The organism is Amycolatopsis sp. GM8 (assembly GCF_021653975.1).
Lineage (GTDB): Bacteria > Actinomycetota > Actinomycetes > Mycobacteriales > Pseudonocardiaceae > Amycolatopsis_E.
Genome location: NZ_JAJKFK010000003.1, coordinates 401,893 through 423,224, shown reverse-complemented (window position 1 = coordinate 423,224; position 21,332 = coordinate 401,893). Strand labels below are relative to the sequence as shown.

Annotated in this window: 18 protein-coding genes; 15 read left to right on the top strand and 3 right to left on the bottom strand. The window is 71.4% G+C overall.

Features of this window, described 5'->3' with window-relative positions; all coding sequences use genetic code 11:
• Positions 1 to 70 precede the first annotated feature (70 nt).
• The 5 genes from uvrC (at position 71) to LOZ83_RS15175 (ending at position 6,097) form a co-directional block, all read left to right on the top strand.
• Positions 71 to 2,008, top strand: coding sequence for an excinuclease ABC subunit UvrC (gene uvrC / locus LOZ83_RS15195; protein ID WP_236791235.1), 1,938 nt, complete (start codon positions 71 to 73; stop codon positions 2,006 to 2,008).
• Positions 2,005 to 2,904: an RNase adapter RapZ gene (gene rapZ / locus LOZ83_RS15190; RefSeq protein ID WP_236791234.1), complete on the top strand. Its 900-nt coding sequence runs from the start codon at positions 2,005 to 2,007 to the stop codon at positions 2,902 to 2,904. Before uvrC ends, rapZ begins: the two co-directional genes overlap by 4 nt.
• Positions 2,905 to 2,918: 14 nt before the next feature.
• Positions 2,919 to 3,926, top strand: a complete 1,008-nt coding sequence (gene yvcK / locus LOZ83_RS15185; RefSeq protein ID WP_236792089.1) for a uridine diphosphate-N-acetylglucosamine-binding protein YvcK — start codon at positions 2,919 to 2,921, stop codon at positions 3,924 to 3,926.
• Positions 3,917 to 4,909, top strand: coding sequence for a DNA-binding protein WhiA (gene whiA, locus LOZ83_RS15180; RefSeq protein WP_236791233.1), 993 nt, complete (start codon positions 3,917 to 3,919; stop codon positions 4,907 to 4,909). Before yvcK ends, whiA begins: the two co-directional genes overlap by 10 nt.
• 171 nt (positions 4,910 to 5,080) lie before the next feature.
• Positions 5,081 to 6,097 carry a glucosyl-3-phosphoglycerate synthase gene (locus LOZ83_RS15175; RefSeq protein WP_236791232.1) on the top strand — a complete coding sequence of 339 codons (1,017 nt, stop codon included), beginning with the start codon at positions 5,081 to 5,083 and terminating at the stop codon, positions 6,095 to 6,097.
• Between the two features lie 193 nt (positions 6,098 to 6,290).
• Here the strand turns inward: LOZ83_RS15175 and LOZ83_RS15170 are convergent, their stop codons facing one another.
• Together LOZ83_RS15170 and LOZ83_RS15165 are read right to left on the bottom strand one after the other, a co-directional pair.
• A complete protein-coding gene (locus LOZ83_RS15170) occupies positions 6,291 to 6,998 on the bottom strand; it encodes a 2OG-Fe(II) oxygenase (RefSeq protein WP_236791231.1) in 708 nt (235 codons plus the stop codon).
• A 43-nt stretch (positions 6,999 to 7,041) separates the two neighbouring features.
• On the bottom strand, positions 7,042 to 7,479 hold the full coding sequence (locus LOZ83_RS15165) for a PPOX class F420-dependent oxidoreductase (RefSeq protein ID WP_236791230.1): 438 nt from the start codon (positions 7,477 to 7,479) through the stop codon (positions 7,042 to 7,044).
• A gap of 35 nt (positions 7,480 to 7,514) precedes the next feature.
• Here LOZ83_RS15165 and LOZ83_RS15160 point away from each other — a divergent pair, with 35 nt between their 5' ends.
• The 4 genes from LOZ83_RS15160 to LOZ83_RS15145 are packed head-to-tail and all read left to right on the top strand — an operon-like array spanning position 7,515 to position 15,538.
• Positions 7,515 to 8,978, top strand: coding sequence for a hypothetical protein (locus LOZ83_RS15160; RefSeq protein WP_236791229.1), 1,464 nt, complete (start codon positions 7,515 to 7,517; stop codon positions 8,976 to 8,978).
• Positions 8,975 to 9,766 (top strand): hypothetical protein, encoded by a 792-nt coding sequence (locus tag LOZ83_RS15155; RefSeq protein ID WP_236791228.1) that lies wholly within the window; start codon positions 8,975 to 8,977, stop codon positions 9,764 to 9,766. Before LOZ83_RS15160 ends, LOZ83_RS15155 begins: the two co-directional genes overlap by 4 nt.
• A gap of 8 nt (positions 9,767 to 9,774) precedes the next feature.
• Positions 9,775 to 14,202, top strand: a complete 4,428-nt coding sequence (locus LOZ83_RS15150; RefSeq protein WP_236791227.1) for a hypothetical protein — start codon at positions 9,775 to 9,777, stop codon at positions 14,200 to 14,202.
• Positions 14,203 to 14,251: 49 nt separating this feature from the next.
• Entirely contained in the window at positions 14,252 to 15,538 is a 1,287-nt protein-coding gene (locus LOZ83_RS15145) for a S8 family serine peptidase (protein ID WP_236791226.1), read from the top strand.
• 5 nt (positions 15,539 to 15,543) lie between these two features.
• Here LOZ83_RS15145 and LOZ83_RS15140 read toward each other — a convergent pair whose 3' ends face one another.
• On the bottom strand, positions 15,544 to 16,188 hold the full coding sequence (locus LOZ83_RS15140) for a LysE family translocator (RefSeq protein WP_236791225.1): 645 nt from the start codon (positions 16,186 to 16,188) through the stop codon (positions 15,544 to 15,546).
• Positions 16,189 to 16,260: 72 nt separating this feature from the next.
• On the opposite strand from LOZ83_RS15140, the gene LOZ83_RS15135 reads away from it, so the two are divergent.
• The 6 genes from LOZ83_RS15135 to LOZ83_RS15110 all read left to right on the top strand — a co-directional run bounded on the left by LOZ83_RS15135 (position 16,261) and on the right by LOZ83_RS15110 (position 21,317).
• Complete coding sequence (locus tag LOZ83_RS15135) at positions 16,261 to 17,427, top strand: winged helix DNA-binding domain-containing protein (protein WP_236791224.1); 1,167 nt, start codon at positions 16,261 to 16,263, stop codon at positions 17,425 to 17,427.
• Positions 17,428 to 17,569: 142 nt separating this feature from the next.
• Positions 17,570 to 18,574, top strand: coding sequence for a type I glyceraldehyde-3-phosphate dehydrogenase (gene gap / locus LOZ83_RS15130; protein WP_236791223.1), 1,005 nt, complete (start codon positions 17,570 to 17,572; stop codon positions 18,572 to 18,574).
• Positions 18,575 to 18,578: 4 nt separating this feature from the next.
• Entirely contained in the window at positions 18,579 to 19,778 is a 1,200-nt protein-coding gene (gene pgk, locus LOZ83_RS15125; protein WP_236791222.1) for a phosphoglycerate kinase, read from the top strand.
• The gene (tpiA, locus tag LOZ83_RS15120; protein WP_236791221.1) at positions 19,778 to 20,566 is read left to right on the top strand and encodes a triose-phosphate isomerase; all 789 of its coding nucleotides are present in this window, start codon (positions 19,778 to 19,780) and stop codon (positions 20,564 to 20,566) included. Before pgk ends, tpiA begins: the two co-directional genes overlap by 1 nt.
• A gap of 126 nt (positions 20,567 to 20,692) precedes the next feature.
• On the top strand, positions 20,693 to 20,923 hold the full coding sequence (gene secG, locus LOZ83_RS15115; protein WP_236791220.1) for a preprotein translocase subunit SecG: 231 nt from the start codon (positions 20,693 to 20,695) through the stop codon (positions 20,921 to 20,923).
• Between the two features lie 52 nt (positions 20,924 to 20,975).
• Positions 20,976 to 21,317 carry an RNA polymerase-binding protein RbpA gene (locus LOZ83_RS15110; protein ID WP_236791219.1) on the top strand — a complete coding sequence of 114 codons (342 nt, stop codon included), beginning with the start codon at positions 20,976 to 20,978 and terminating at the stop codon, positions 21,315 to 21,317.
• Positions 21,318 to 21,332: the final 15 nt, after the last annotated feature.

The window sequence follows — 21,332 nt, the reverse complement described above, 5'->3', positions numbered from 1 at the left end:
CGGTGAGAATCCCATACCGCGACGGCCGGGGGTGCGCCGGAGTGTCGGCCCCTGGCCATAGGCTTGGTGTGTGGCTGACCCGTCGACCTACCGTCCCGCGCCGGGGAGCATTCCCGACCAGCCCGGCGTGTACAAGTTCCGTGACGCGACCAAGCGGGTCATCTACGTCGGCAAGGCCAAGAGCCTGCGCAGCAGGCTGAACTCCTACTTCGCCGATCTCGCCGGGCTACACCCGCGCACCCGCCAGATGGTGACCACCGCCGCGAGCGTCGAGTGGACGGTCGTCGGCACCGAGGTCGAGGCGCTGCAGCTCGAGTACAACTGGATCAAGGAGTTCGACCCCCGCTTCAACGTCCGCTACCGCGACGACAAGACGTACCCGGTGCTCGCGGTGACGATGAACGAGGAGTTCCCCCGCCTGCACGTCTACCGCGGCCCCCGCAAGAAGGGCGTTCGCTACTTCGGGCCGTACGCGCACGCGTGGGCGATCCGCGAGACGCTCGACCTGCTGCTACGCGTCTTCCCGGCCCGCACCTGCTCCGGCGGTGTGTTCCGGCGGCACACCCAGATCGGCCGGCCCTGCCTGCTCGGCTACATCGACAAGTGCTCGGCGCCGTGCGTCGGCAAGGTGACCGCCGGCGAGCACCGGTCGATCGTCGAGGACTTCTGCGATTTTCTCGCCGGCCGCACCGACCTGATGGTGCGCAGGCTGGAAAAGGAGATGGCCCAGGCGGCCGAGGAGCTGGAGTTCGAGCGGGCGGCCCGCCTCCGCGACGACCTGGGCGCGCTGCGCCGCGCGATGGAGAAGCAGGCCGTGGTGCTCGGCGACGGCACCGACGCGGACGTCGTCGCGTTCGCGCACGACGAGCTGGAAACCGCCGTCCAGGTGTTCCACGTCCGTGGCGGCCGGGTGCGCGGCCAGCGCGGCTGGGTGATCGACAAGGTCGAGGAGATGGGCGTCCGCGATCTGGTGGACCAGTTCCTCAGCCAGTTCTACGGCGAGCAGGCGGAACTGGCCGAGCAGACCGCCGACTACGGCACACCGGTGCCGCGCGAGGTGCTCGTGCCGGAACTGCCCACTGACGCCGAAGCGCTCACCGAGTGGTTGTCGGGCCTGCGCGGCTCGCGGGTGCAGCTGCGGGTGCCGCAGCGAGGGGACAAGCGCGCGCTTGCCGAAACCGTGCAGCGCAACGCGGAAGAGGCCTTCCAGCAACACAAACTGCGCCGCGCGGGCGACCTCACGGCCCGCTCGGCCGCGCTCTCCGAGCTGCAGGAGCAGCTCGCGCTGGACACCGCCCCGCTGCGCATCGAGTGCATCGACATCAGCCACATCCAGGGCAGCGACGTCGTCGCGTCGCTGGTGGTGTTCGAGGACGGCGTGGCCCGCAAGTCCGAGTACCGCCGGTTCGCGTTGCGTGAGGCGGCGACCGAGGGCGACGTGGCGTCCATCGCGGAGGTCGTGCGGCGCCGTTTTCACCGCTACCTCAAGGAAACGGAGAACGCGGACAGCGAGACCAAGCCCGGTATCGACCCGGAGACGGGGCGCCCGCGCAAGTTCGCGTATCCGCCGAACCTGCTCGTCGTCGACGGCGCCGGCCCGCAGGCGACGGCCGCCGCGGATGTGCTCGCGGACCTGGGCATCACCGATATCGCGGTGATCGGGCTGGCCAAACGCCTGGAGGAGGTGTGGCTGCCGGCCGACCCGGACCCGGTGATCCTGCCGCGCACCTCCGAGTCGCTGTACCTGCTCCAGCGGGTGCGGGACGAGGCGCACCGCTTCGCGATCCGCTACCACCGGGAGAAGCGCTCGAAGCGCGTGCAGGTGTCCGCTTTGGACGGTGTGCCGGGGCTGGGCCAGACCCGCCGGGCCGCGCTGATCAAGCACTTCGGTTCGGTGAAGAAGCTCCGGGAGGCCCGGGTGGAGGACATCGCACAGGTGCCCGGGGTGGGGAGGCGCACCGCGGAAGCCGTGGTCGCGGCGTTACGAACAGGGGAGAGGGAGTCATGACGGGAAACGAGGGTCATCCGGACGGGCATCCGTCCGGGATCGAGGTCGCGGTCGTCACCGGGTTGTCCGGGGCTGGCCGGTCGACCGCCGCGAAGTGCCTGGAGGATCTGGGCTGGTTCGTGGTGGACAACCTGCCGCCGGAGCTGATCTCGACCATGGTCGAGCTCGGCGTGCAGGCCAGGGGAGCGGTGACGAAGGTGGCCGTCGTGATGGACGTGCGCTCCCGCGCGTTCACCGACGACCTGGCCTCGGTGATCAAGGACCTCGACGCGCGCGGGTACAAGCCGCGCGTGCTGTTCCTCGAAGCCACCGACGCGGTGCTGGTGCGCCGGTTCGAGTCGGTGCGGCGCGGGCATCCGCTGCAGGGCGACGGACGGCTCGCCGACGGGATCACCGCCGAGCGCGCGCTTTTGGCTCCACTGCGCGAAGAAGCCGACCTCGTGCTGGAGACCTCCGCGCTGTCGGTGCACGACCTGCGCGCCAAGATCGAGGACGCGTTCGGCACCGAGTCCGCCACCCAGACCCGGGTCACGGTGCTGTCCTTCGGCTACAAGTACGGCCTGCCGATGGACGCGGATCTCGTGATGGACGTGCGGTTCCTGCCGAACCCGTTCTGGATCCCGGAACTGCGCGACCACACCGGGCTGGACTCCGAGGTGCGCAACTACGTGCTGTCGCAGGAAGGTGCCGAAGAATTCCTCGACCGCTACCACCAGTTGCTGCGGCTGATCGGGGCCGGCTACAAGCGGGAGGGAAAGCGCTATCTCACCCTCGCCGTCGGCTGCACCGGCGGAAAGCACCGCAGTGTCGCGCTTTCCGAGGAGCTGGCCCGGTTGTTGTCCAATGAGGACGGTATGGCGGTGAAGGTGATCCACCGGGATCTGGGTCGCGAGTGACCCAGGATCGGCATCTGCGCGCGGTCGCGCTCGGCGGCGGCCACGGGTTGCAGGCGACACTGACCGCGTTGCGGCGGGTCACCACGGACATCACGGCCGTGGTGACGGTCGCCGACGACGGCGGCTCGTCCGGGCGGCTGCGCCGGGAGCTCGGCCTGCTGCCGCCGGGCGATCTGCGCCAGGCGCTGGCGGCGCTCGCCGACGCGGAGAACGGCGAGTCGCTGTGGGCGGAGGTGTTCCAGCACCGCTTCGGCGGCAACGGCGCGCTCACCGGGCATGCCGTCGGAAACCTCGTGCTGGCCGGGCTTTTCGAGGTGCTTCACGATCCGGTGGTGGCGCTCGACGAGGCACGGAAGCTGCTCGGCGTGTCCGGCCGGGTACTGCCGATGTCCCCGGAGCCACTGGAGATCGAGGCCGAGGTGACCGGACTGGTCACCGGTCTCACCGACGACGACGAGCCGCGCGTGATCCGCGGTCAGGTCGCGGTCGCCAGCACCCCGGGGCGGGTGCGGCGGATCGAGCTGCGCACCCCGCAACGGCCCGGCGGAGTGCCGGTCGCGTGCGCCGAAGCGGTGGACGCCGTGCTCGCCGCGGACGTGGTGTTCCTCGGTCCGGGCTCGTGGTTCACCAGCGTGCTGCCGCACCTTCTGGTGCCCGGGCTGCACGACGCATTGGTCCGGACCACGGCGGTGAAGGTGCTGATCCTCAACCTGGTCCCCCAGCCGGGGGAGACAGCGGGTTTCTCCCCCGAGCGGCATCTCGACGTACTCTTCGAACACGCTCCCGGACTGCGGGTGGACGTGGTGATCGCGGACCGCGCGTCGGTCCCGGATCCCGCGCGCCTGCGGGACGCGGCGGCGGAGCTGGGGGCGCGGGCGTTGCTCGCGGACGTGGCAGACCCGAACGTGCGGGGTTTGCACGATCCGGATGCGCTCGCGGCGTGTGTGCGAGAGGCTCTCGGTCACCGCTCCGTGGCGGGAGACCGGGACGGTGGAGAAAGCAGGGAGGGGCCATGGCGATGACCGCTGCGGTGAAGGACGAGTTGAGCCGGTTGCAGATCACCAAGATCGGGCCGCGGCGGGCGGAGGTCGCGTCGATGCTGCGGTTCGCGGGTGGGTTGCACATCGTGGGGGGCAAGGTCGTGGTGGAGGCCGAGCTCGACACCGGTTCGGTCGCGCGGCGGCTGCGCAAGGAGATCCACGAGCTGTACGGGCACCAGTCGGACGTGCATGTGCTCTCGGCGAGCGGCCTGCGCAAGACCACCCGGTACCTGGTGCGCGTCGTCAAGGACGGCGAGGGCCTGGCGCGCCAGACGGGGCTCATCGACAACCGCGGCCGCCCCGTGCGCGGGCTGCCGGCCGCGGTCGTCTCCGGCAACGTCGCCGACGCGGAAGCCGCGTGGCGTGGTGCTTTCCTGGCGCACGGATCGTTGACCGAGCCCGGCCGCTCGTCGTCGCTGGAGGTCACCTGTCCCGGTCCCGAGGCCGCGCTCGCGCTCGTCGGCGCCGCCCGCCGGCTCGGCATCCAGGCGAAGTCGCGCGAGGTCCGGGGAGCGGACCGGGTCGTGGTGCGCGACGGCGACGCGATCGGCGCGCTGCTGACGCGGCTCGGCGCGCATTCGAGCGTGCTGCAGTGGGAGGAGCGCCGGATGCGCCGCGAGGTGCGGGCGACGGCGAACCGGCTGGCGAACTTCGACGACGCGAACCTCCGCCGCTCGGCGCGGGCCGCCGTCGCGGCCGCCGCGCGGGTCGAGCGCGCGCTGGATATCCTCGGCGACACCGCGCCCGACCACCTGCTGGCCGCCGGCAAGCTGCGGCTGTCCAACCGCCAGGCGTCGCTGGAGGAGCTGGGGCAGCTGTCCGATCCGCCGATGACGAAGGACGCCGTGGCCGGCCGGATCCGCCGCCTGCTGGCGATGGCGGACAAGCGCGCGAAGGACCTCGACATCCCCGACACCGAGTCCGCCGTCACCGCGGAGATGCTGGAAGAGGACGAGGACGCCTGACCCCGTGGCCACCCGGTGAACCCCTGAGCTGGAGGATGTACCTCGGGTGTTACCGGCGGCCCCCAGGTGATCGGGAGTCGTAACGTAGCGGTTTCATGGCGGCATGGTTGGCGAAACCCGGTGAACCGACGCTGGATCTCGGCTACGTTCGGTTCGGGGAAGGGGATACTCGTGCGGTTCAACAGCGCGAACGAGAAGGCGGAACTGAAGGTGTCCGCCGATGTGGGCAGCTGGCTCCCCCGGCGCAGCAGCCATACCGCCGACTGGCGGCCAGCGGATCTCCTCGCGGCCAAGGGTGGCACGACCGTCAGCGTCGTCATCCCGGCGCGGGACGAGGAGGCGACGGTCGGGGACATCGTCCGCACCATCCGCCGGGACCTGGTGGACGGGATCCCGCTGGTCGACGAGGTGCTCGTGGTGGACTCGCGGTCGCAGGACGCGACCGCGCGGGTGGCCGCCGAGGCCGGGGCGTCCGTCGTGGCGCAGGACTCGGTGCTGCCGATGCTGCCGGGCATGGCGGGCAAGGGGGAGGCGCTCTGGAAGGGGCTCGCCGCCACCAGCGGTGACATCGTCGTCTTCGTCGACGGCGATCTGTACGACTTCACCAGCGACTACGTCAGCGGCCTGCTCGGCCCGCTGCTGACCGACGAGTCGGTGGCCTACGTCAAGGGCTTCTACCACCGGCCGCTGGTCGGCGCGAACGGTACCGACGCGGAGGGCGGTGGCCGGGTGACCGAGCTGGTCGCGCGGCCGCTGCTGAACATGTACTGGCCCGAGCTCGCCGGGTTCGTGCAGCCGCTGGCCGGTGAGTACGCGGGGCGCCGGGAGGTGCTGGAGAGCATCCCGTTCGTGGTCAACTACGGGGTCGAGGTCGGGCACCTGATCGACATCCTGCAGGAGCACGGGCTGGACGCGCTCGCGCAGGTCGACCTCGGCAAGCGGACCCACCGGCACCAGAGCACCCAGGCGCTGGGCCGGATGTCGGGGCAGATCATGCAGACCCTGTTCGACCGGCTGGCGCACTACGGGCGCCTGGTCTCGGCCCAGCCCCCGGCGACGCTGCTCGCACAGTTCCGCCGCGGCGAGTCCGGCCACGGCGTCGAGCGGGAGATGGTGCTGACCGACGTGTCGTGCCACCAGCGCCCGCCCCTCGCCGAGTTCCTCGCCGAGAGCCGGGAGATCGCCTAGAGAGTGTTGTGAAACGGCTTGCGTTGCTGCGCGGGTGGCGGAACCTGAGGCGGCCCCTGGCTCCGGGATCGCCTCCTCATGAATGTCCAATTCACCACGTCGGCGCTGTCCTCGCCAGGAACCACCTCAGAACCCGCGGCGGCGCGAGTTGGCGGCCCACAGCAAGCGGCTCCGCCACTTGGAAAAACAGAACCTAGCTCGCGTCGTGGAACACCAGGCCTAGGGTGTGCCGGCGGCCCGACCGCACGGTGCTGACGCCGTGCCGCACCGGCGCCGCGGAATGGCCGCGGACCGAGCGCACCGGGCGGTCGCGGGTGGTGAAGATCAGTGCGTGCCCCTGCCGCAGCAGGGTCGCCGTGCCGCGGGACTGGGCGCGCGGGCGCTGCTCGACCAGCAGGAACTCGCCACCGGTGTGGTCGGTGCCCGGTTCGTCGAGCCCGAACACGACCTGCAGCGGGAACACCAGGTCCCCGTACAGGTCGCGGTGCAACGCGTTCCAGTCGCCGGCGCCGTAGCGCAGCAGGATCGGCGTCGGCCGCACCTGCCCGGCGGCGTGGCACCGGGCCAGCCAGTCCTCCAGGTCGTCCGGCCACGGCGCCGGGCGACTCAGCTTCCGCGCCCAGTCCCGGGCGATCGGCAGCAGGTGCGGGTAGAACGCCGCGCGCAGCTCGGCGACCGGCTCGGGCAGCGGGTACGCGAAGTAGCGGTACTGCCCGGCGCCGAACCGGAACCGGGCCATGTCGATCGTCGAGCGGAACTGGGCGACGTCGTCGTAGCGGGCCGAAAGCTCGCGGCATTCGGCGGGCGTGAGCAGGGGTGGCGTCAGCGCGCACCCGTACTCGTTCACCTCGGCCACGAGCGCGGCCCAGTCCAGTTCGTCGACGCGTTCGGTGAGCTTCACCCCACCAGTCTGGGTACCGCGAGGGCCCGGGTGCTGGCGGAAATCAGTCGGCGATGCCGGCGAACGCGAGTACCTTCGTGATCTTCGCCCGCACCAGGTACTCCTCCGGTACGGCATTGCGCTTGCCGAACGCCTCGCCCTGGTCCTCGCCCATGTAGCGGGCGCCGAGCCTGGTCGCCCACAGCAGCATCTCGTCGAGATCGGTGTGCAGCGACGCCACCGCGGTGAACTGCACGTACGCGTACGGCGGCCGCTGGTCGTCGACGATGAGCGACACCCGCGGCTCCCGCCGCAGTGTCCTGCCCTTGAGGGAGTTCACGCCCGTGTTGAAGATCAGCTCGTCGCCGTCGGGGGTCTCGTTCAGCACGAACCAGATCGGCGTCACGTGCGGCGACCCGTCGGCCCGCACGATGGCGAGCTTGCCCGTCCGCGTTCCCTCGCTGGCGAACGCCCACCACTCTTCCCGGCTCATGTCACGCATGGCGCCCAAAATACAAGCGGCTACTCTGGTGCGCTGTGCGTGATGCGGATCTGATCAGCGGAGGCCTGGCTGACGAGGGCCTGGCCCGTCGGCTGAAGGCGCTCGCCTGCACCGCGCCGCTGCACGACCTCGACGCCCGCAAGGCGAAGCTGGACTGGGCCGACGCGACGGTCTACCAGATGGCGGAGATCGCGCTGCACACGATCGACCAGGTCACCATCGCGATGGACTTCGACACCGGCGCCGGCCACGAGGACGTCGTGCGCCGCCTGCAGCCGTTCATCGCCGCGCAGGCGCCCGGCCGCGGCGCGGAGGAGCACCTGCGGGTGGCGCGCTGGGTGCTGGACAACCTGATCAACGTCGGTACCGCCGACCGCGGGTTCCGCCGCGTCTACGGCAGCGTCGACGAGAGCGGGGCGTACCGCCGCCGCGCGTTCGACTTCAAGCTGCTGGTGGAGCTGGCCGCGCCCGACGGCGAGGTGTACCTGCGCTCGAGCGACGAGGCGATCAACGTGCTGGTCGGCGCGCTGGACACGGACGTCGAGTCGGCGCACATCGCCGCCGAGGTCAAGCTCGAGAACCTGATCAGCCGCGGCCGGCTCGCCGACGCGAAGCTCGCCGCCGAGCAGGCCCGCTACCGGACCGTGCAGTACGGCGAGACGTTGCGCGCCAAGCTCGACGCGACCCGCCGGGACGTGCGCGCCGTCGACTGGGCCGACGAGATGCCCGAACTGCTCGACTCCGCGTTGTCCCACATCGAGGCGCGGTTCCGGGCGGAGAACGCGATCCTGCGCAACATCACGCGCGCCCGCGACGAAGCCGAGGACCCCGACCACAAGCGGCGCGCGGCCGAGCTGGTCGACATCGTCGCCGACTGCATCAGCCGGCACACCCAGCTGCAGTCCCGGCTGCAGGCCGCGGGCGCGACCTTCCGCGCCGAGCAGGACCGCCAGCAGTTCTCCGGCCCGCCGCGGCGCGCCACGCTCGACCTGTTCGGGCAGCTGCTGGTGCCGAGCCTGGAACTGCCGATCGCGGACGCGGTCGCCCCGGTCGAGGACTTCTTCCACGCGGTCGCCGGGGTCGAGGTGCCGACCGTGCCGTCGCTGTCCTCACTGGTTTCGCTGCTGCTGCGCCCGGCGCCCGAACGCGACAAGCTCGTCGGCGAAGTGCCGGAACCGGAGCTCGTCCCGGCCGAGCAGACCGACTACTACAGTGACGAGCAGTGGCGGCGCGCGGACGAGCTGCTGGACCTGCCCGAGGTGCCGCGGCGGCTGTCCGGGCTGCTGGCCGAGGCGCGGGAAGCCGACCCGCGGCTGGCGCGCCTGGTCGCGCTGCGGGCGCTGCACTCGTACAGTCCGGAGATCGGCGCGGCCGTCCGGCAGGGGGACGATCGCACGCTGCTCGCCGTGGACGACGGCACGCCGCTGGAGGACGACGACTTCGGCGGCGCGGACCTGTTGCTCACCACGGCACGTATCGAGCGCGAGGGGGTCGCATGAGCACCACCGCGGACGTGGAGTCGGCGGCCCGGCTGATTTCCTTCGGCATGCGGCCGAAGCAGCTGCCCGGTCGCGACGTCGTCTACGCGGATCTGGTCCGCCGCTACGGCGAAGACAGCGCTTTCAAACAGCTCACCAACTCGGTCGCCGCCGGGCTCGGGCTGATGGTGCTCGACGTCAGCACCCAGGCCGGGGCCGTCCTCGCGGCCACCGACGAGTCCGTGTTCGAGATCAAGATGGACTCCTACGCGCGGCAGAGCAAGATCCGCGAGCGCCGCGACACCGAGAAGGTGCTGCACGGCCTGGTCCATCTGGCGACGGCCGCGCTCGGCTACCCGCGTCCGGACGACCTGGCGAACGACACCTACATCGGCCGGGTCAGTGTCGAGCAGGTCGACGGCGTGGTCCGGGAGGCCTGCCGGATCCTGGACGAGCGGGCGGCGAAGGCCGAGCAGAACAACGATCCGCTGGCGGGCGCGCCGGAGCTGGAACAGGCCTGGCGGGCCTACGCGCGCCGCCCCGCCGCGGCGGCGACGAAGGACGGGCGCCTCGCGTCCGACACCACCCGCGGCATGGTATCGCGCGCGCTGCGGTTCCTTGCGGACCAAGGGTTTCTGGTGCAGGTCAGCGGCGAGCAGGGGGGTACCTACCGGACCACGCCGCGATACCAGATCCAGGTGCGCGAGCTGGCGGCCGACAGCGCCTTCGAGGAACTGCTGGAACTGGGCGTGGTCGCGGTGGGAGACGCGGCCGGGTCCCTGCGTCCGTCCATTTCGGACACTTTGTAGGGGGACGGTTGTACGAGCTTTCCAGGGTGCGCCTGCACTCGGTCGGTCCGGCGGGCGCGCGCTACCAGGACGTGGTGCTGGACTTCTCCGGCGTCGGCCCGCTGGTCAAGGCGCCGTCGCAGGACGCGCTGTTCACCGCCGGGATCCACTCCGCCGAGCAGGGCCTGCCGCGGCGGCCGTCGCCGGCGAGCGTGCTGTTCCTGGAGAACGGCGGCGGCAAGTCGGTGCTGATCAAGCTGATCTTCTCGGTGATGCTGCCCGGGCGCCGCCAGGTGGTCGGCACGACGAACACCCGGGTGCTGGAGAAGTTCGTCGCCGCCAAGGATGTTTCGCATGTCGTGCTGGAATGGCAGCACACCGAGACCGGGCAGCGGATCATCACCGGCAAGGTGTCCGAATGGCGCGGGCACGTGGTGTCGGGCGACCCCGCGAACCTGATCGACTCGTGGTTCTGCTTCCGGCCCAGCGCGGCCACCGGCCTGGAGACACTGCCGTTCACCGAGGACGGCCGGCTGCTCACCATGTCCGGCTTCCAGGAACGGCTCGACGCGGCGCACCAGGCCGAGCCCGAGCTGGAGCTGTCCTGGACGCGCCGCCACCACGAGTGGACCGAGCGGCTCGACACGCTCGGCCTGGACACCGAACTGTTCCGCTACCAGCGCGCGATGAACGCCGGTGAGGGCGAGGCGGCGGACGCGTTCGCCTTCACCTCCGACGAGGCGTTCGTCGACTTCCTGCTCAAGGCCGTCATCCCCGAGGACGATCCGCGCGATCTCGCCGACGTGGTCCAGACCTATGCGCACAACCTCGGCCAGCGCGGCGAGCTGATGTCCGAACGGGACTTCGTCGCCGGGGCACTGGACCTGCTGGGCCCACTGTCCGAAGAGGAATCGTTCGCGGCCGCGTCCCGCAAGCTCGCGGCGGCCGCGCGGTCCGACGCGCGGGCGTTCGCCGGGGCCGTGCTGGCCCGTCACCGGCTGGAGTCCGACCGTCAGTCCGGGCTCGCCACGTTCGTCGAAGAGACCCGCGACGCTGAGAAACTCGCCGAGGGCGATCACCGCCGCCTGTCCGCCGTCGCGACGGAGCTGCGGCGCGTCGTCGCGGAGCTGCGCTTGGCCGACGCGACCGCTGACAAGCAGCGCGTCGACGAAGAGCTCGCGCACGCCCGCGCGACCGCCGAGGCCTGGCGGGAGACCGGCACGGTGCTCGCGCATGTCAACGCCGTCCGCAAGGCCGCCGACATCCGCGACCTCGTCGGGGAGCGGGAGCAGACCGCGAAACCCGCGCTGGAAGCCAAGAACGCCGCCGCGAACGCGCTCGCCCGTGGGCTCCTCGCGCTCGCTGGTGAGGCCGGGGAGCAAGCCGAGGCGGCCGAGGAGCGCGCCACGGCCGCGCGTGCGGAGGCGGCGAAAGCGCAGGACCAGCGCGACGAAGCGACCACGACCGCGGCGAAGCACCGGGCCGAGGAGGCCCAGCTGGCCACCCGGATCGAGGAGGTCCGGGCCCAGGTGCGCCAAGCCGTGCGTGCGGGCCTGCTCAGTGACGGCACGCGGGTCGCCGAGGCCGCCCAAGAAGCCCGCACCCGCGGCGAGCACGCGGCCGGGGAACTGGTCTCGCGAGAGGCCGAGCTGGAACGCGTCGCGGAAGAGTTCGCCGAGGCGCAGCAAGCCGTGCACACCGCGCAACAACGGGCGTCCACCGCGCAGGGGCGTGCGGACCGGGCGGCGGGCGAGCTCGCCAAGGCGCACCGCCGCACCGACGCCCTCGCCGCGCACCCCCGGTTGCTGGAACTGCTCGGTGGCGAGAACGTGCAACTGGAGACGGACACGCCCGCGCTGCTGAAACGGTTGCGGGAAGCACGATCCGCCGCCGAGCGACAGCAGACCTCGTTGCGGATGGAGGAGTCGGTCGACGAGCGCGCACTGGCGGCGCTGGGCGACGGCGGCCTGCTGCCCGCGCCACCCGAGGTGCAGGCGGCGCTCGACGTGCTGGAGCGGGCCGGGATCACCGCGTGGTCGGGCTGGCGTTATCTGTCCACAATGGACGCGAAACAGCGGGAACGGGTACTGGCCGAACTGCCGCACCTGGTCTCCGGTGTGCTGATCAACGACCCGGCCCAGCTCGGCCGGGCACGGACGGCGCTGGCGGACGCGAAACTGTTGCCCAGCACCGTTCTTCCGGTTGGTACGACCGAAGCGGTCAAGGCACGGGGAGCCGCGCCGGGCGTCGAGTTCCTGGTGCCGCCGAACCCGGCGATGTACGACGAGGAGGCCGCCGACACCGAACGGCAGGCCATCCTCGCCCGGCATTCCCGCCGCCAGAAACAGCTGGAGGCCCTGGCCACCGCCATCGGCGACGACGCCGCGCTCGAATGGAAGCTCACCACATGGCGCGAGGACTACCCGGCCGGAGCGCTCGGCACGCTCGCCGAAGAAGCCGAGACCGCGGCCGGCGAGCAGGCCGAAGCCCACGACGTGGTCGTTGCGGCAGAACGGAATCTCGCCGACCTCACCGCCCGCCGGGCGAGGCTGCGTGAGGCCGTCCCGCTGCTGCGGACGCAGGCGCGCACCGAGGAGGACCGCGCCCGCGAGCTCGGCGAGCTGGCCGAACGGGTCGCCCGGATTCCACAGTGGACGGACGAGGTCGAGCGGGCGCGGGAGATCGTCGTGCGCGCGGAGACCGAAACCGGGCAGGCGAGCGCCAGGGCCGCACGGGCCCGCGAGGTGGCCGCGGAAGAACAGCGCACCGCCGACGGTCACCGGCGCACGGTCAGCAGTGCCCGCGCCGAACTCGCCGAAGTGCCGGGTGGCGGCTCGGTGTCCGAAAAGGACGCCGTGCCCGCCGAACCGGTCGACGCGCTGCGGCGGGCCTTCGCCTCCGCGAGCGACGCATACGCGAAGGTCGAGGTCGGCAGCGATCTGCGGGCCGAACTGGAGCAGGCCGAATCGGCGGAGTCCGCCGCGCGGGCCGCCCTGGAACTGCTCGACCCCGCGGTGCGCGAGCAGGCGTCCCGGTTGCTGGAGACGCCCGACGGTTCCGATGCCGCGACCCGCGCGGCCGCGCAGGCGCGCACGGGGCGGGCGGTCGCGGCACTGGAAACCGAGCACAGCGAAGCGATCGGCGCGGTCGCGACCTGCAAGGCGGAGCTCGACCAGCTGCCGAAACAGGGCGTCCCGCTGGAAACCCGCCCGCGCGACGCGGAGCACGGCCGGGAGCTGATCGACGAGGCCGCCGAGGAGGCCGGCGCTGCCGCCCGCGCGTGGGAAGAGGCGCAGGCCCGGCGCGCCGAGGCCGAGCGTGCCGCCGAAACCGCGAACACGTCCGCGACGGGATTCCGGCTGCTCGCCGAATCCATGGCGCATCTCGCGCCCGAGGGCGAGCCGGAAAGCGTTTTCGACGGCGACGTCGACGCGGCGCAAGGTCGTTACCGCAAGCTGACGTCCACGCTCACCGAAGCCGAGGCAGGCGTCGACCAGGCCGAGAAACGGGTGCGCGCGGCGGCCGACGCCCTCGCCCACTACGCGACGGACAAGCGGTTCGAGAAGCTGACCAGCCCGGTGCGCCAGCAGATCATCTCGGTGCGCCGCGACAGCCTGCCGGCGAGCGCGGCCGAATGGGCCGTGGCGCTCCGTCCCCGGCTGCGCACCCTTACCGACGACCTCGCCCAGATCGACCGGCACCGGTCCGGGATCGTCGCGCGGCTGCAGGGCATGGTCGAGGGCGCGCTGCGGATGCTCCGGTCCGCGCAACGGCTTTCCCGGCTGCCCGACGGCCTCGGCGACTGGTCCGGGCAGGAGTTCCTGCGCATCCGGTTCGCCGACCCGGAGGACCCCGAGCTGTCCGAGGCGCTCGGCCAGGTCGTCGACGAGGCGGCCGCCGGGAAGACGAGCGACGGCCGCGACGTCAAGCGCGACGGGATGTCGCTGGTGCTGCGCGGGGTGCGGGCCGCGGTGCCCAAGGGGTTCCGGGTGGACATGCTCAAACCGGACTCCGTGCTGCGCACCGAACGGCAGCGGGTGTCGGAGATCCGGGACGTGTTCTCCGGCGGCCAGCAGCTGACGGCCGCGATCATCCTGTACTGCACGCTGGCCGCGCTGCGCGCCAACAACCGCGGCAAGATGCGCAACCGGCACTCCGGGGTGCTGTTCCTGGACAACCCGATCGGGCGGGCTTCGGCCGGGTACCTGCTGGAGCTGCAGCGCGTGGTCGCCGAGGCGCTGGGCGTGCAGCTGATCTACACCACGGGCCTGTTCGACGCGGGCGCGCTGTCGGAGTTCCCGCTGATCGTGCGCCTGCGCAACGACGCGGACCTGCGCGCCGGGCGCAAGTACCTGTCCGTCGACGCGACGATCCGCACCCATCTCGACGAGCTCACCGAACCGGACGGCACGTCGCATCTTTCGGCGACCCGCCTGTTCACGAAGTCGGGGGAGTAGCCCCGTTCGCGCTGCGGAACCGGTCATGATCAGCTAGCTTCCGGCGGCGATGCCTCTTGCCAAGCCACTCGCCGTCCTGTCCGCAGCAGTGCTGATCGTCGCGTTGTGCGCTTCGCCCGCGTCGGCCGTCCCGAAGTTCGAACCGGTGTGCGGGGGAGCGCTCGCCCGGCTCGGCTGTCAGCTCGAAAGGCTCACCGGCGCCCGGGACGACCAGCCGGTGGGCTGGGGCGCGCGTGATCTGGAGCTGTCGCACGAGATCCCGGTGCGCGCGCCGCACGCGGGCACAGTCGCGGTCGTCAACGTGGGCGCCTATCCGACGCTGGAGTCCGATCTCGCGGTCTACCGCGCGCGGTACGGGCTGCCGCCGTGCACGAGCGCCACCGGGTGCTTCCGCCAGCTCGACTACCACGGCGGCCCGCCGGTCGCACCGGCGACGGACCCCGACGGGATCGGGATCGACGAGTCGATCGCGCTGGAGTCCGCATTGGACGTGGACATGGCCTCGGCCGCCTGCCCGGACTGCAAGATCGTCGAAATCCAGCTGCCGCAATCGGTTCTGCCGGCCAACGGTCCAAACGGGACGGTCGACTACCACGGTTACGCCACCGCGTTCGGCACCGCGGTGCGGACCGCGATCGCCCAGGGTGCGAGCGCGGTGAGCCTCAGCTACGGCCTGCCCGGCGACGACGGGATGATGCACGGACCGATCGCGCAGCAGCTCGCACGGCGCGGCGTCCCGATCGTCGCCGCCAGCGGGGACGAGGGGTTCGAGGCGACCGAATACCTGTGGCCGCAGGCCTTGCCGACGGTGACCTCGGCTGGCGGGACCGAACTGGTCGAGCAGGACGGCCGCTACAGCGAGGGCGCCTGGAGCGACGCCGGTTCGAGCTGCGCGCCGGGGGTCCTGCCGGCGGCGGGCCAGTCCGCCCTGGTGAGCGCCGCGTGCACCGGCGCCCGGACCGGTGCGGACGTGTCCGCGGTCGCCGCCGATCTCGCGATCTACACGACCTACAGCCCGCAGTCACACCAGCCCTCCGGCTGGACGGTGGTCGCCGGCACCAGCGCGTCCGCGCCGTTCATCGCCGGCGTGTACGCCGCGAGCGGTTCGCTTTCCGGGGTGCTGGGCCCGAACCTGCTGTACCAGCTGAACCCGGTGTCGTTCCAGGACGTCACCTCGGGCACCAGCGGCACCATCAGCGACGGCCGGTGCGTGCCGCCGAACGCCCCCGACCTGAAGCAGACCTTCGACGTCCGGCTGTGCGCCGCCGGCCCCGGCTGGGACGGTCCCACCGGACTGGGCAGCCCCCACGGCCTGTTCTCGTTCCCGTCGTCGTGACTCGCCTAGTCCTTGCGGCCGGTCAGCGCGATCCCGGCGCCCAGCCCGATCATCACCAGCCCACCGGTCCCGCCGACGAGCTCGAGCCGCCGGGGTGAGCGGGCGAACCAGTCCCGCGCCGCGCCGGCCGTGAGCGCCCAGAGGCTGTCGGACAGCACGGCGATCACCGGCAGGCAGACCCCCAGCAGCAGGATCTGCGCCGGTACCTGCCCGGCCGGGTAGTCGACGAACTGCGGCAGCACGGCGGCCAGGAACACGATCGACTTCGGGTTGGCGAAACCCACCACGAACCCGTCGCGCAGGACCTTCAGCGTCCGGCCGGGCGTGGTGCGGACCGCGGACGCGAGCGCCTCGCTCAGCCTCCGGCGGTGCCGGAATGCCTGCACGCCGAGGTAGATCAGGTACGCCGCGCCCGCGAGCTTGATCACCGTGAACACCGTCGCCGAGCCCCGCACCAGCACCCCCAGCCCGAACGCCACGGCCACCACCTGCAGGTACACCCCGGCAGCGTTCCCGGCGACCGTCAGCAGCGCGTCGCGCCGCCCGACGGTGAGCGCGCGGCTGATCGTGAACAGCACGCTCGGCCCCGGCACGACGACCATCACGAACACCAGCGCGGCGAACGCCGCGAAATGCCCCGGAGAGATCATAGGACCGAATCTAGCTGGGGGAGCACCGCACGCGAACCGGTTTTGTCGGCCGTGCGTGATAGGACAACGGGCGTGACGAGACGGATCGGAATCGCCGAGCGGCGGGCGCGACTGATGGCGCGCCACCTGCTGAGCACGCCCAGCGACAGCGTCGAGCAGGTCGCGGAGAGCCTCGTGGCGTTGCACGCCACCGATCCCGCGACGGTGCACCTGTCCACCGCGGTCCGCCTCCGCGAGCCGGGCACCGCCGAGCAGGCGCTGTACGAGGACCGCACGGTGCTGCGCATGCTGGGGATGCGCCGCACGATGTTCGTCGTCCCGGCCGCCCTCGTCCCCGTCGTGCAGGCCGCGTGCGCCGAGGAAATCGCGCGCAAGCAACGGAAACTGCTCATCCAGCACCTCGCCACCGCCGGCCTGGACGTCGACCTCGGCCCGTGGCTCGCCGAGGTCGAGGAGGGCGCGTACGCCGCGCTGGCCGCCCGCGGCACCGCGCAGGCGCAGCAGATCGCCGACGGCGAGCCGCGGCTGCGCACTGAAATCGTGATGGCACAAGGGAAGCCGTACGAGGCGCGCGGCTACATCACCAACCGCGTGCTGTTCCTGCTCGCCGCGCAGGGCCGGATCGTCCGCGGCCGCCCGCGCGGTTCGTGGCTGTCCACCCAGTACGCCTGGGCGACCGCGGATTCCTGGCTGGACAACGGAATTCCCGCCCTCGACCCGGACGCCGCGCGGGTGGGGCTCGCGCGCCGCTGGCTGCGGGCGTTCGGGCCCGCCCCGGTCGAGGACCTCAAATGGTGGACCGGCTGGACCGCGGGGCAGACCAAGAAGGCTCTCGCCGCGATCGGCCCGGCCGAGGTCGACCTGGACGGCACGCCCGGCATCGTGCTTGCCGACGACCTGGACCCGGTGGAGGAGCCGGAGCCCGCCGCGGCGTTCCTGCCCGCGCTCGACCCGACCCCGATGGGCTGGGTGCGCCGCGACTGGTACCTCGGTGAGCACCAGGCCCCGCTGTTCGACCGGACCGGCAACATCGGGCCGACCGTGTGGTGGGCGGGCCGGATCGTCGGCGGCTGGGCGCAGCACGCCGACGGCAACATTGCATACCGTATGCTGGAAGACGTGGGCGCTGACGCGACGGCCGCGATCGAGCGGGCGGCGGACCGGTTACGCACATGGCTCGGTGATGTCCGGGTTGTCCCGAAATTCCGGACCCCGCTGGAGAAAGAGCTGGTCTCTTGATCGATTTCGGGATCGATTTACCAAGGTGGCCTTGCCCACCCCGGTCCGTGTGGGTACCCGCAGGCCAGCACGCTAGGGTGACCTTTGAAACCGACGATGTGCAGCCCGGTCACGGGGCCGGGTCGAACCGAGGAGACGGACAGTGACTGTTCGCGTAGGCGTGAACGGCTTCGGCCGGATCGGCCGCAACTTCTTCCGCGCGGTGCAGGCCGCCGGGCACGACATCGAGGTGGTCGCGTTCAACGACCTCGGCGATGTCGAGACCATGGCGCAGCTGCTCAAGTTCGACAGCATCCTGGGCCGCTACCCCGACGAGGTCACGGTCGGCGAGGACGGCATCGTCGTCGGCGGCAAGACCATCAAGGCGCTCGCCGAGCGCGACCCGGCCAACCTGCCCTGGGGCGAGCTGGGTGTGGACGTCGTCGTCGAGTCGACCGGCTTCTTCACCAACGCCGACGCCGCGAAGGCGCACATCGCGGGCGGGGCCAAGAAGGTCATCATCTCCGCGCCGGCCAAGGGCGAGGACCTGACCGTCGTGCTGGGCGCCAACGACCACCTCTACGACGGCACGCAGACGATCATCTCCAACGCGTCCTGCACCACCAACTGCCTCGCCCCGCTGGCCAAGGTCCTCAATGACGCCTTCGGCATCGAAAAGGGCCTGATGACCACCATCCACGCCTACACGCAGGACCAGAACCTGCAGGACGGCCCGCACAAGGACAAGCGCCGTGCCCGCGCCGCCGCGCTGAACGTGGTGCCCACCTCGACCGGCGCCGCGAAGGCGATCGGCCTGGTGCTGCCGGAGCTCAACGGCAAGCTCGACGGCTACTCGCTGCGGGTCCCGGTGCCCACCGGCTCGATCACCGACCTCACCGTCAACCTGAAGAAGAAGGCGACGGTCGAAGAGATCAACACCGCGTACAAGGCCGCCGCCGAGGGCGCGCTCAAGGGCATCCTGCGCTACAGCGAGGACCCGATCGTCTCCTCCGACATCGTCAACGACCCGGCCTCGTGCATCTACGACGCGCCGATCACCAAGGTCATCGACGAGCAGGTCAAGGTCTACGGCTGGTACGACAACGAGTGGGGCTACTCCAACCGCCTCGCGGACCTGGTCAAGCTCGTCGGCTCGAAGCTCTCCTGAGGCCATGACTGTCAAGACACTCGAAGACCTGCTCACCGACGGCGTCTCGGGCCGCCGGGTGCTGGTCCGGTCGGATCTGAACGTCCCGCTCGACGGCACGACCATCACCGACGACGGCCGGGTGCGCGCCGCGCTGCCGACCATCAAGCGCCTGGCCGACGCCGGCGCGAAGGTGGTCGTCGCGGCGCACCTGGGCCGCCCGAAGGGTGAGCCCGACCCGGCGTACTCCCTGCGGCCGGTCGCCGCCCGGCTTGGCGAGCTGCTCGGTACCGCCGTGCCGCTGGCCGGTGATGTAGTCGGCGCGCAGGCGAAAGCGCTCACCGGGGCACAGGCCGGCGGCTCGGTCGTGATGCTGGAGAACGTGCGGTTCGACCCGCGCGAGACCAGCAAGGACGACACCGAGCGCGCCGCGCTGGCCGCGGAGTTCGCGGAACTCGCGGACGTGTTCGTCTCCGACGGGTTCGGCGTCGTGCACCGCAAGCAGGCCTCGGTCTACGACGTGGCCCGCGTGCTGCCCGCGTACGCGGGTGGCCTGGTGCTCGCCGAGCTCGAGGTGCTGAGCAGGCTGACCGGCGACCCGCAGCGGCCGTACGTGGTGGTGCTCGGCGGGTCGAAGGTGTCGGACAAGCTCGCCGTCATCGAGGCGCTGCTGCCGAAGGTCGACACGCTGCTCATCGGCGGCGGGATGGCCTTCACGTTCCTCGCCGCGCAGGGCCACGGCGTCGGGAAGTCCTTGCTGGAGCAGGACTTCGTCGAGACCGCGCGCAAGCTGCTGGACGCGCATGCGGACAAGATCGTGGTGCCGGCGGACGTCGTGGTGGCCGAGGAGTTCGCCGCCGACGCCGCCACCGACACGGTCACCGCGGACGCGATCCCGGACGGCTGGATGGGCCTGGACATCGGCCCCCGCACGGTCGAGGCCTTCGCGGCCGCGGTCCGGGCGGCGAAGACGGTGTTCTGGAACGGCCCCGCCGGGGTGTTCGAGCTGGCGCCGTTCGCGGCCGGCACGCGCGGGGTCGCGCGGGCGATCGCGGACAGCTCGGCGTTCAGCGTGGTCGGAGGCGGCGACTCCGCCGCCGCCGTGCGGGTGCTCGGGCTGCCGGAGGAGGAGTTCTCGCACATCTCCACCGGTGGTGGCGCCTCGCTGGAGTACCTCGAGGGCAAGGAACTGCCCGGCGTCGCGGTGCTGGGGGAGGGTGCCTGATGGCGCGCAAGGTCCTGATCGCCGGCAACTGGAAGATGAACCTCAACCACCTCGAGGCCATCGCGCTGGTGCAGAAGATCGCGTTCTCCCTGCCGGAGAAGTACTACGCCAAGGTGGACGTCGCGCTGCTGCCGCCGTTCACCGACATCCGCACCGTGCAGACCCTCGTCGACGGCGACAAGCTGCTGATGACCTACGGCGCGCAGGACCTGTCGCCGTACGACTCGGGCGCCTACACCGGGGACATCTCGGGGCCGATGCTCGCCAAGCTCGGCTGCACGTACGTCGTGGTCGGGCACTCCGAGCGGCGCGAGTACCACCACGAGGACGACGAGATCGTCAACAAGAAGGTCCGCGCGGCGATCAAGCACGGCCTGCACCCGATCGTCTGCGTCGGCGAAAGCCTCGAGGTGCGGGAGGCGGGCGGGCATGTCGACCACGGCTGTGCCCAGCTCATCGCGGCGCTCAAGGGCCTCAAGGCCGAGCAGGTCAAGGAGCACGTGGTCGTCGCGTACGAGCCGATCTGGGCGATCGGCACCGGCCGGGTCGCGAGCCCCGCGGACGCCGAAGAGGTGTGCAAGGGCCTGCGGGCGACCCTCGCCGAGAAATACGGCGCCCAGGTCGCGGAAGAGGTCCGAGTGCTCTATGGCGGCTCCGCGAAGTCGGGGAACATCGGGGAGCTGGTCGCGTGCGAGAACATCGACGGCGGGCTGGTCGGCGGGGCGAGCCTGCAGGCCGACGAGTTCACCAAGCTCTGCGCGCTGGCCGCCGGGGGTCCGCTGCCGTGACGGCGGCGGTCGCCGAGTAGTCTGTCAACCTCAGACTGTCACACGACCAGGGAACACCTTTCTGGTGACGTACGATCGGGCCGACCGCCCGTCGGGTCGTACGCACCCGGAGACACAGAGGACGATATGAAGCTGTTCCTGCAAATCCTGTTGATCGCGTCCAGCGCGCTGCTGGTCGTCGCGGTTCTGCTGCACCGCGGGCGTGGCGGCGGCTTGTCCTCGCTGTTCGGCGGTGGGATGCAGTCGAGTCTCGCGGGGTCGAGCGTGGCCGAGAAGAACCTCGACCGCATCACCCTGCTGCTCGGCGCCGTCTGGTTGATCAGCATCGTGGGTCTGGGCCTGCTGCTGAAGGTCTGAGTGCACGGGCGTGCCTATGGGGGGTGCGCCGCCTATCCACCTGTGAGGATTCATGGTTGGCGGTAACGCGATTCGAGGCACCAGGGTCGGTGCCGGTCCATCCGGTGAGTCCGAGCGCGGCGAGTCCGCGCCACGCCGCCGGGTTTCCTATTGGTGTGCCAACGGGCACGAGTCGCGTCCGTCGTTTTCGATGGACGCCGACGTCCCGGACGAGTGGGACTGCCCGCGCTGCGGGCTTCCCGGCGGTCAGGACGAGAAGAACCCGCCGGCCGCACCGCGGACCGAACCGTACAAGACCCACCTGGCGTACGTGAAGGAGAGGCGCAGCGACGCCGACGGTGAGGCCATCCTCGCCGAGGCGCTCGAACGGCTGCGTCAGCGTCGCCAAATCTGACGAAGCACGTCACTG

What these genes read in the sequence shown, in the direction of transcription:
- rapZ (WP_236791234.1), top strand. Translation starts at nt 2,005, where the DNA reads ATGACGGGAAACGAGGGTCATCCGGACGGGCATCCGTCCGGGATCGAG.
- whiA (WP_236791233.1), top strand. Translation starts at nt 3,917, where the DNA reads ATGGCGATGACCGCTGCGGTGAAGGACGAGTTGAGCCGGTTGCAGATC.
- LOZ83_RS15165 (WP_236791230.1), bottom strand. Translation starts at nt 7,479, where the DNA reads ATGCGTGACATGAGCCGGGAAGAGTGGTGGGCGTTCGCCAGCGAGGGA.
- LOZ83_RS15155 (WP_236791228.1), top strand. Translation starts at nt 8,975, where the DNA reads ATGAGCACCACCGCGGACGTGGAGTCGGCGGCCCGGCTGATTTCCTTC.
- LOZ83_RS15145 (WP_236791226.1), top strand. Translation starts at nt 14,252, where the DNA reads ATGCCTCTTGCCAAGCCACTCGCCGTCCTGTCCGCAGCAGTGCTGATC.
- LOZ83_RS15140 (WP_236791225.1), bottom strand. Translation starts at nt 16,188, where the DNA reads ATGATCTCTCCGGGGCATTTCGCGGCGTTCGCCGCGCTGGTGTTCGTG.
- pgk (WP_236791222.1), top strand. Translation starts at nt 18,579, where the DNA reads ATGACTGTCAAGACACTCGAAGACCTGCTCACCGACGGCGTCTCGGGC.
- tpiA (WP_236791221.1), top strand. Translation starts at nt 19,778, where the DNA reads ATGGCGCGCAAGGTCCTGATCGCCGGCAACTGGAAGATGAACCTCAAC.
- secG (WP_236791220.1), top strand. Translation starts at nt 20,693, where the DNA reads ATGAAGCTGTTCCTGCAAATCCTGTTGATCGCGTCCAGCGCGCTGCTG.
- LOZ83_RS15110 (WP_236791219.1), top strand. Translation starts at nt 20,976, where the DNA reads ATGGTTGGCGGTAACGCGATTCGAGGCACCAGGGTCGGTGCCGGTCCA.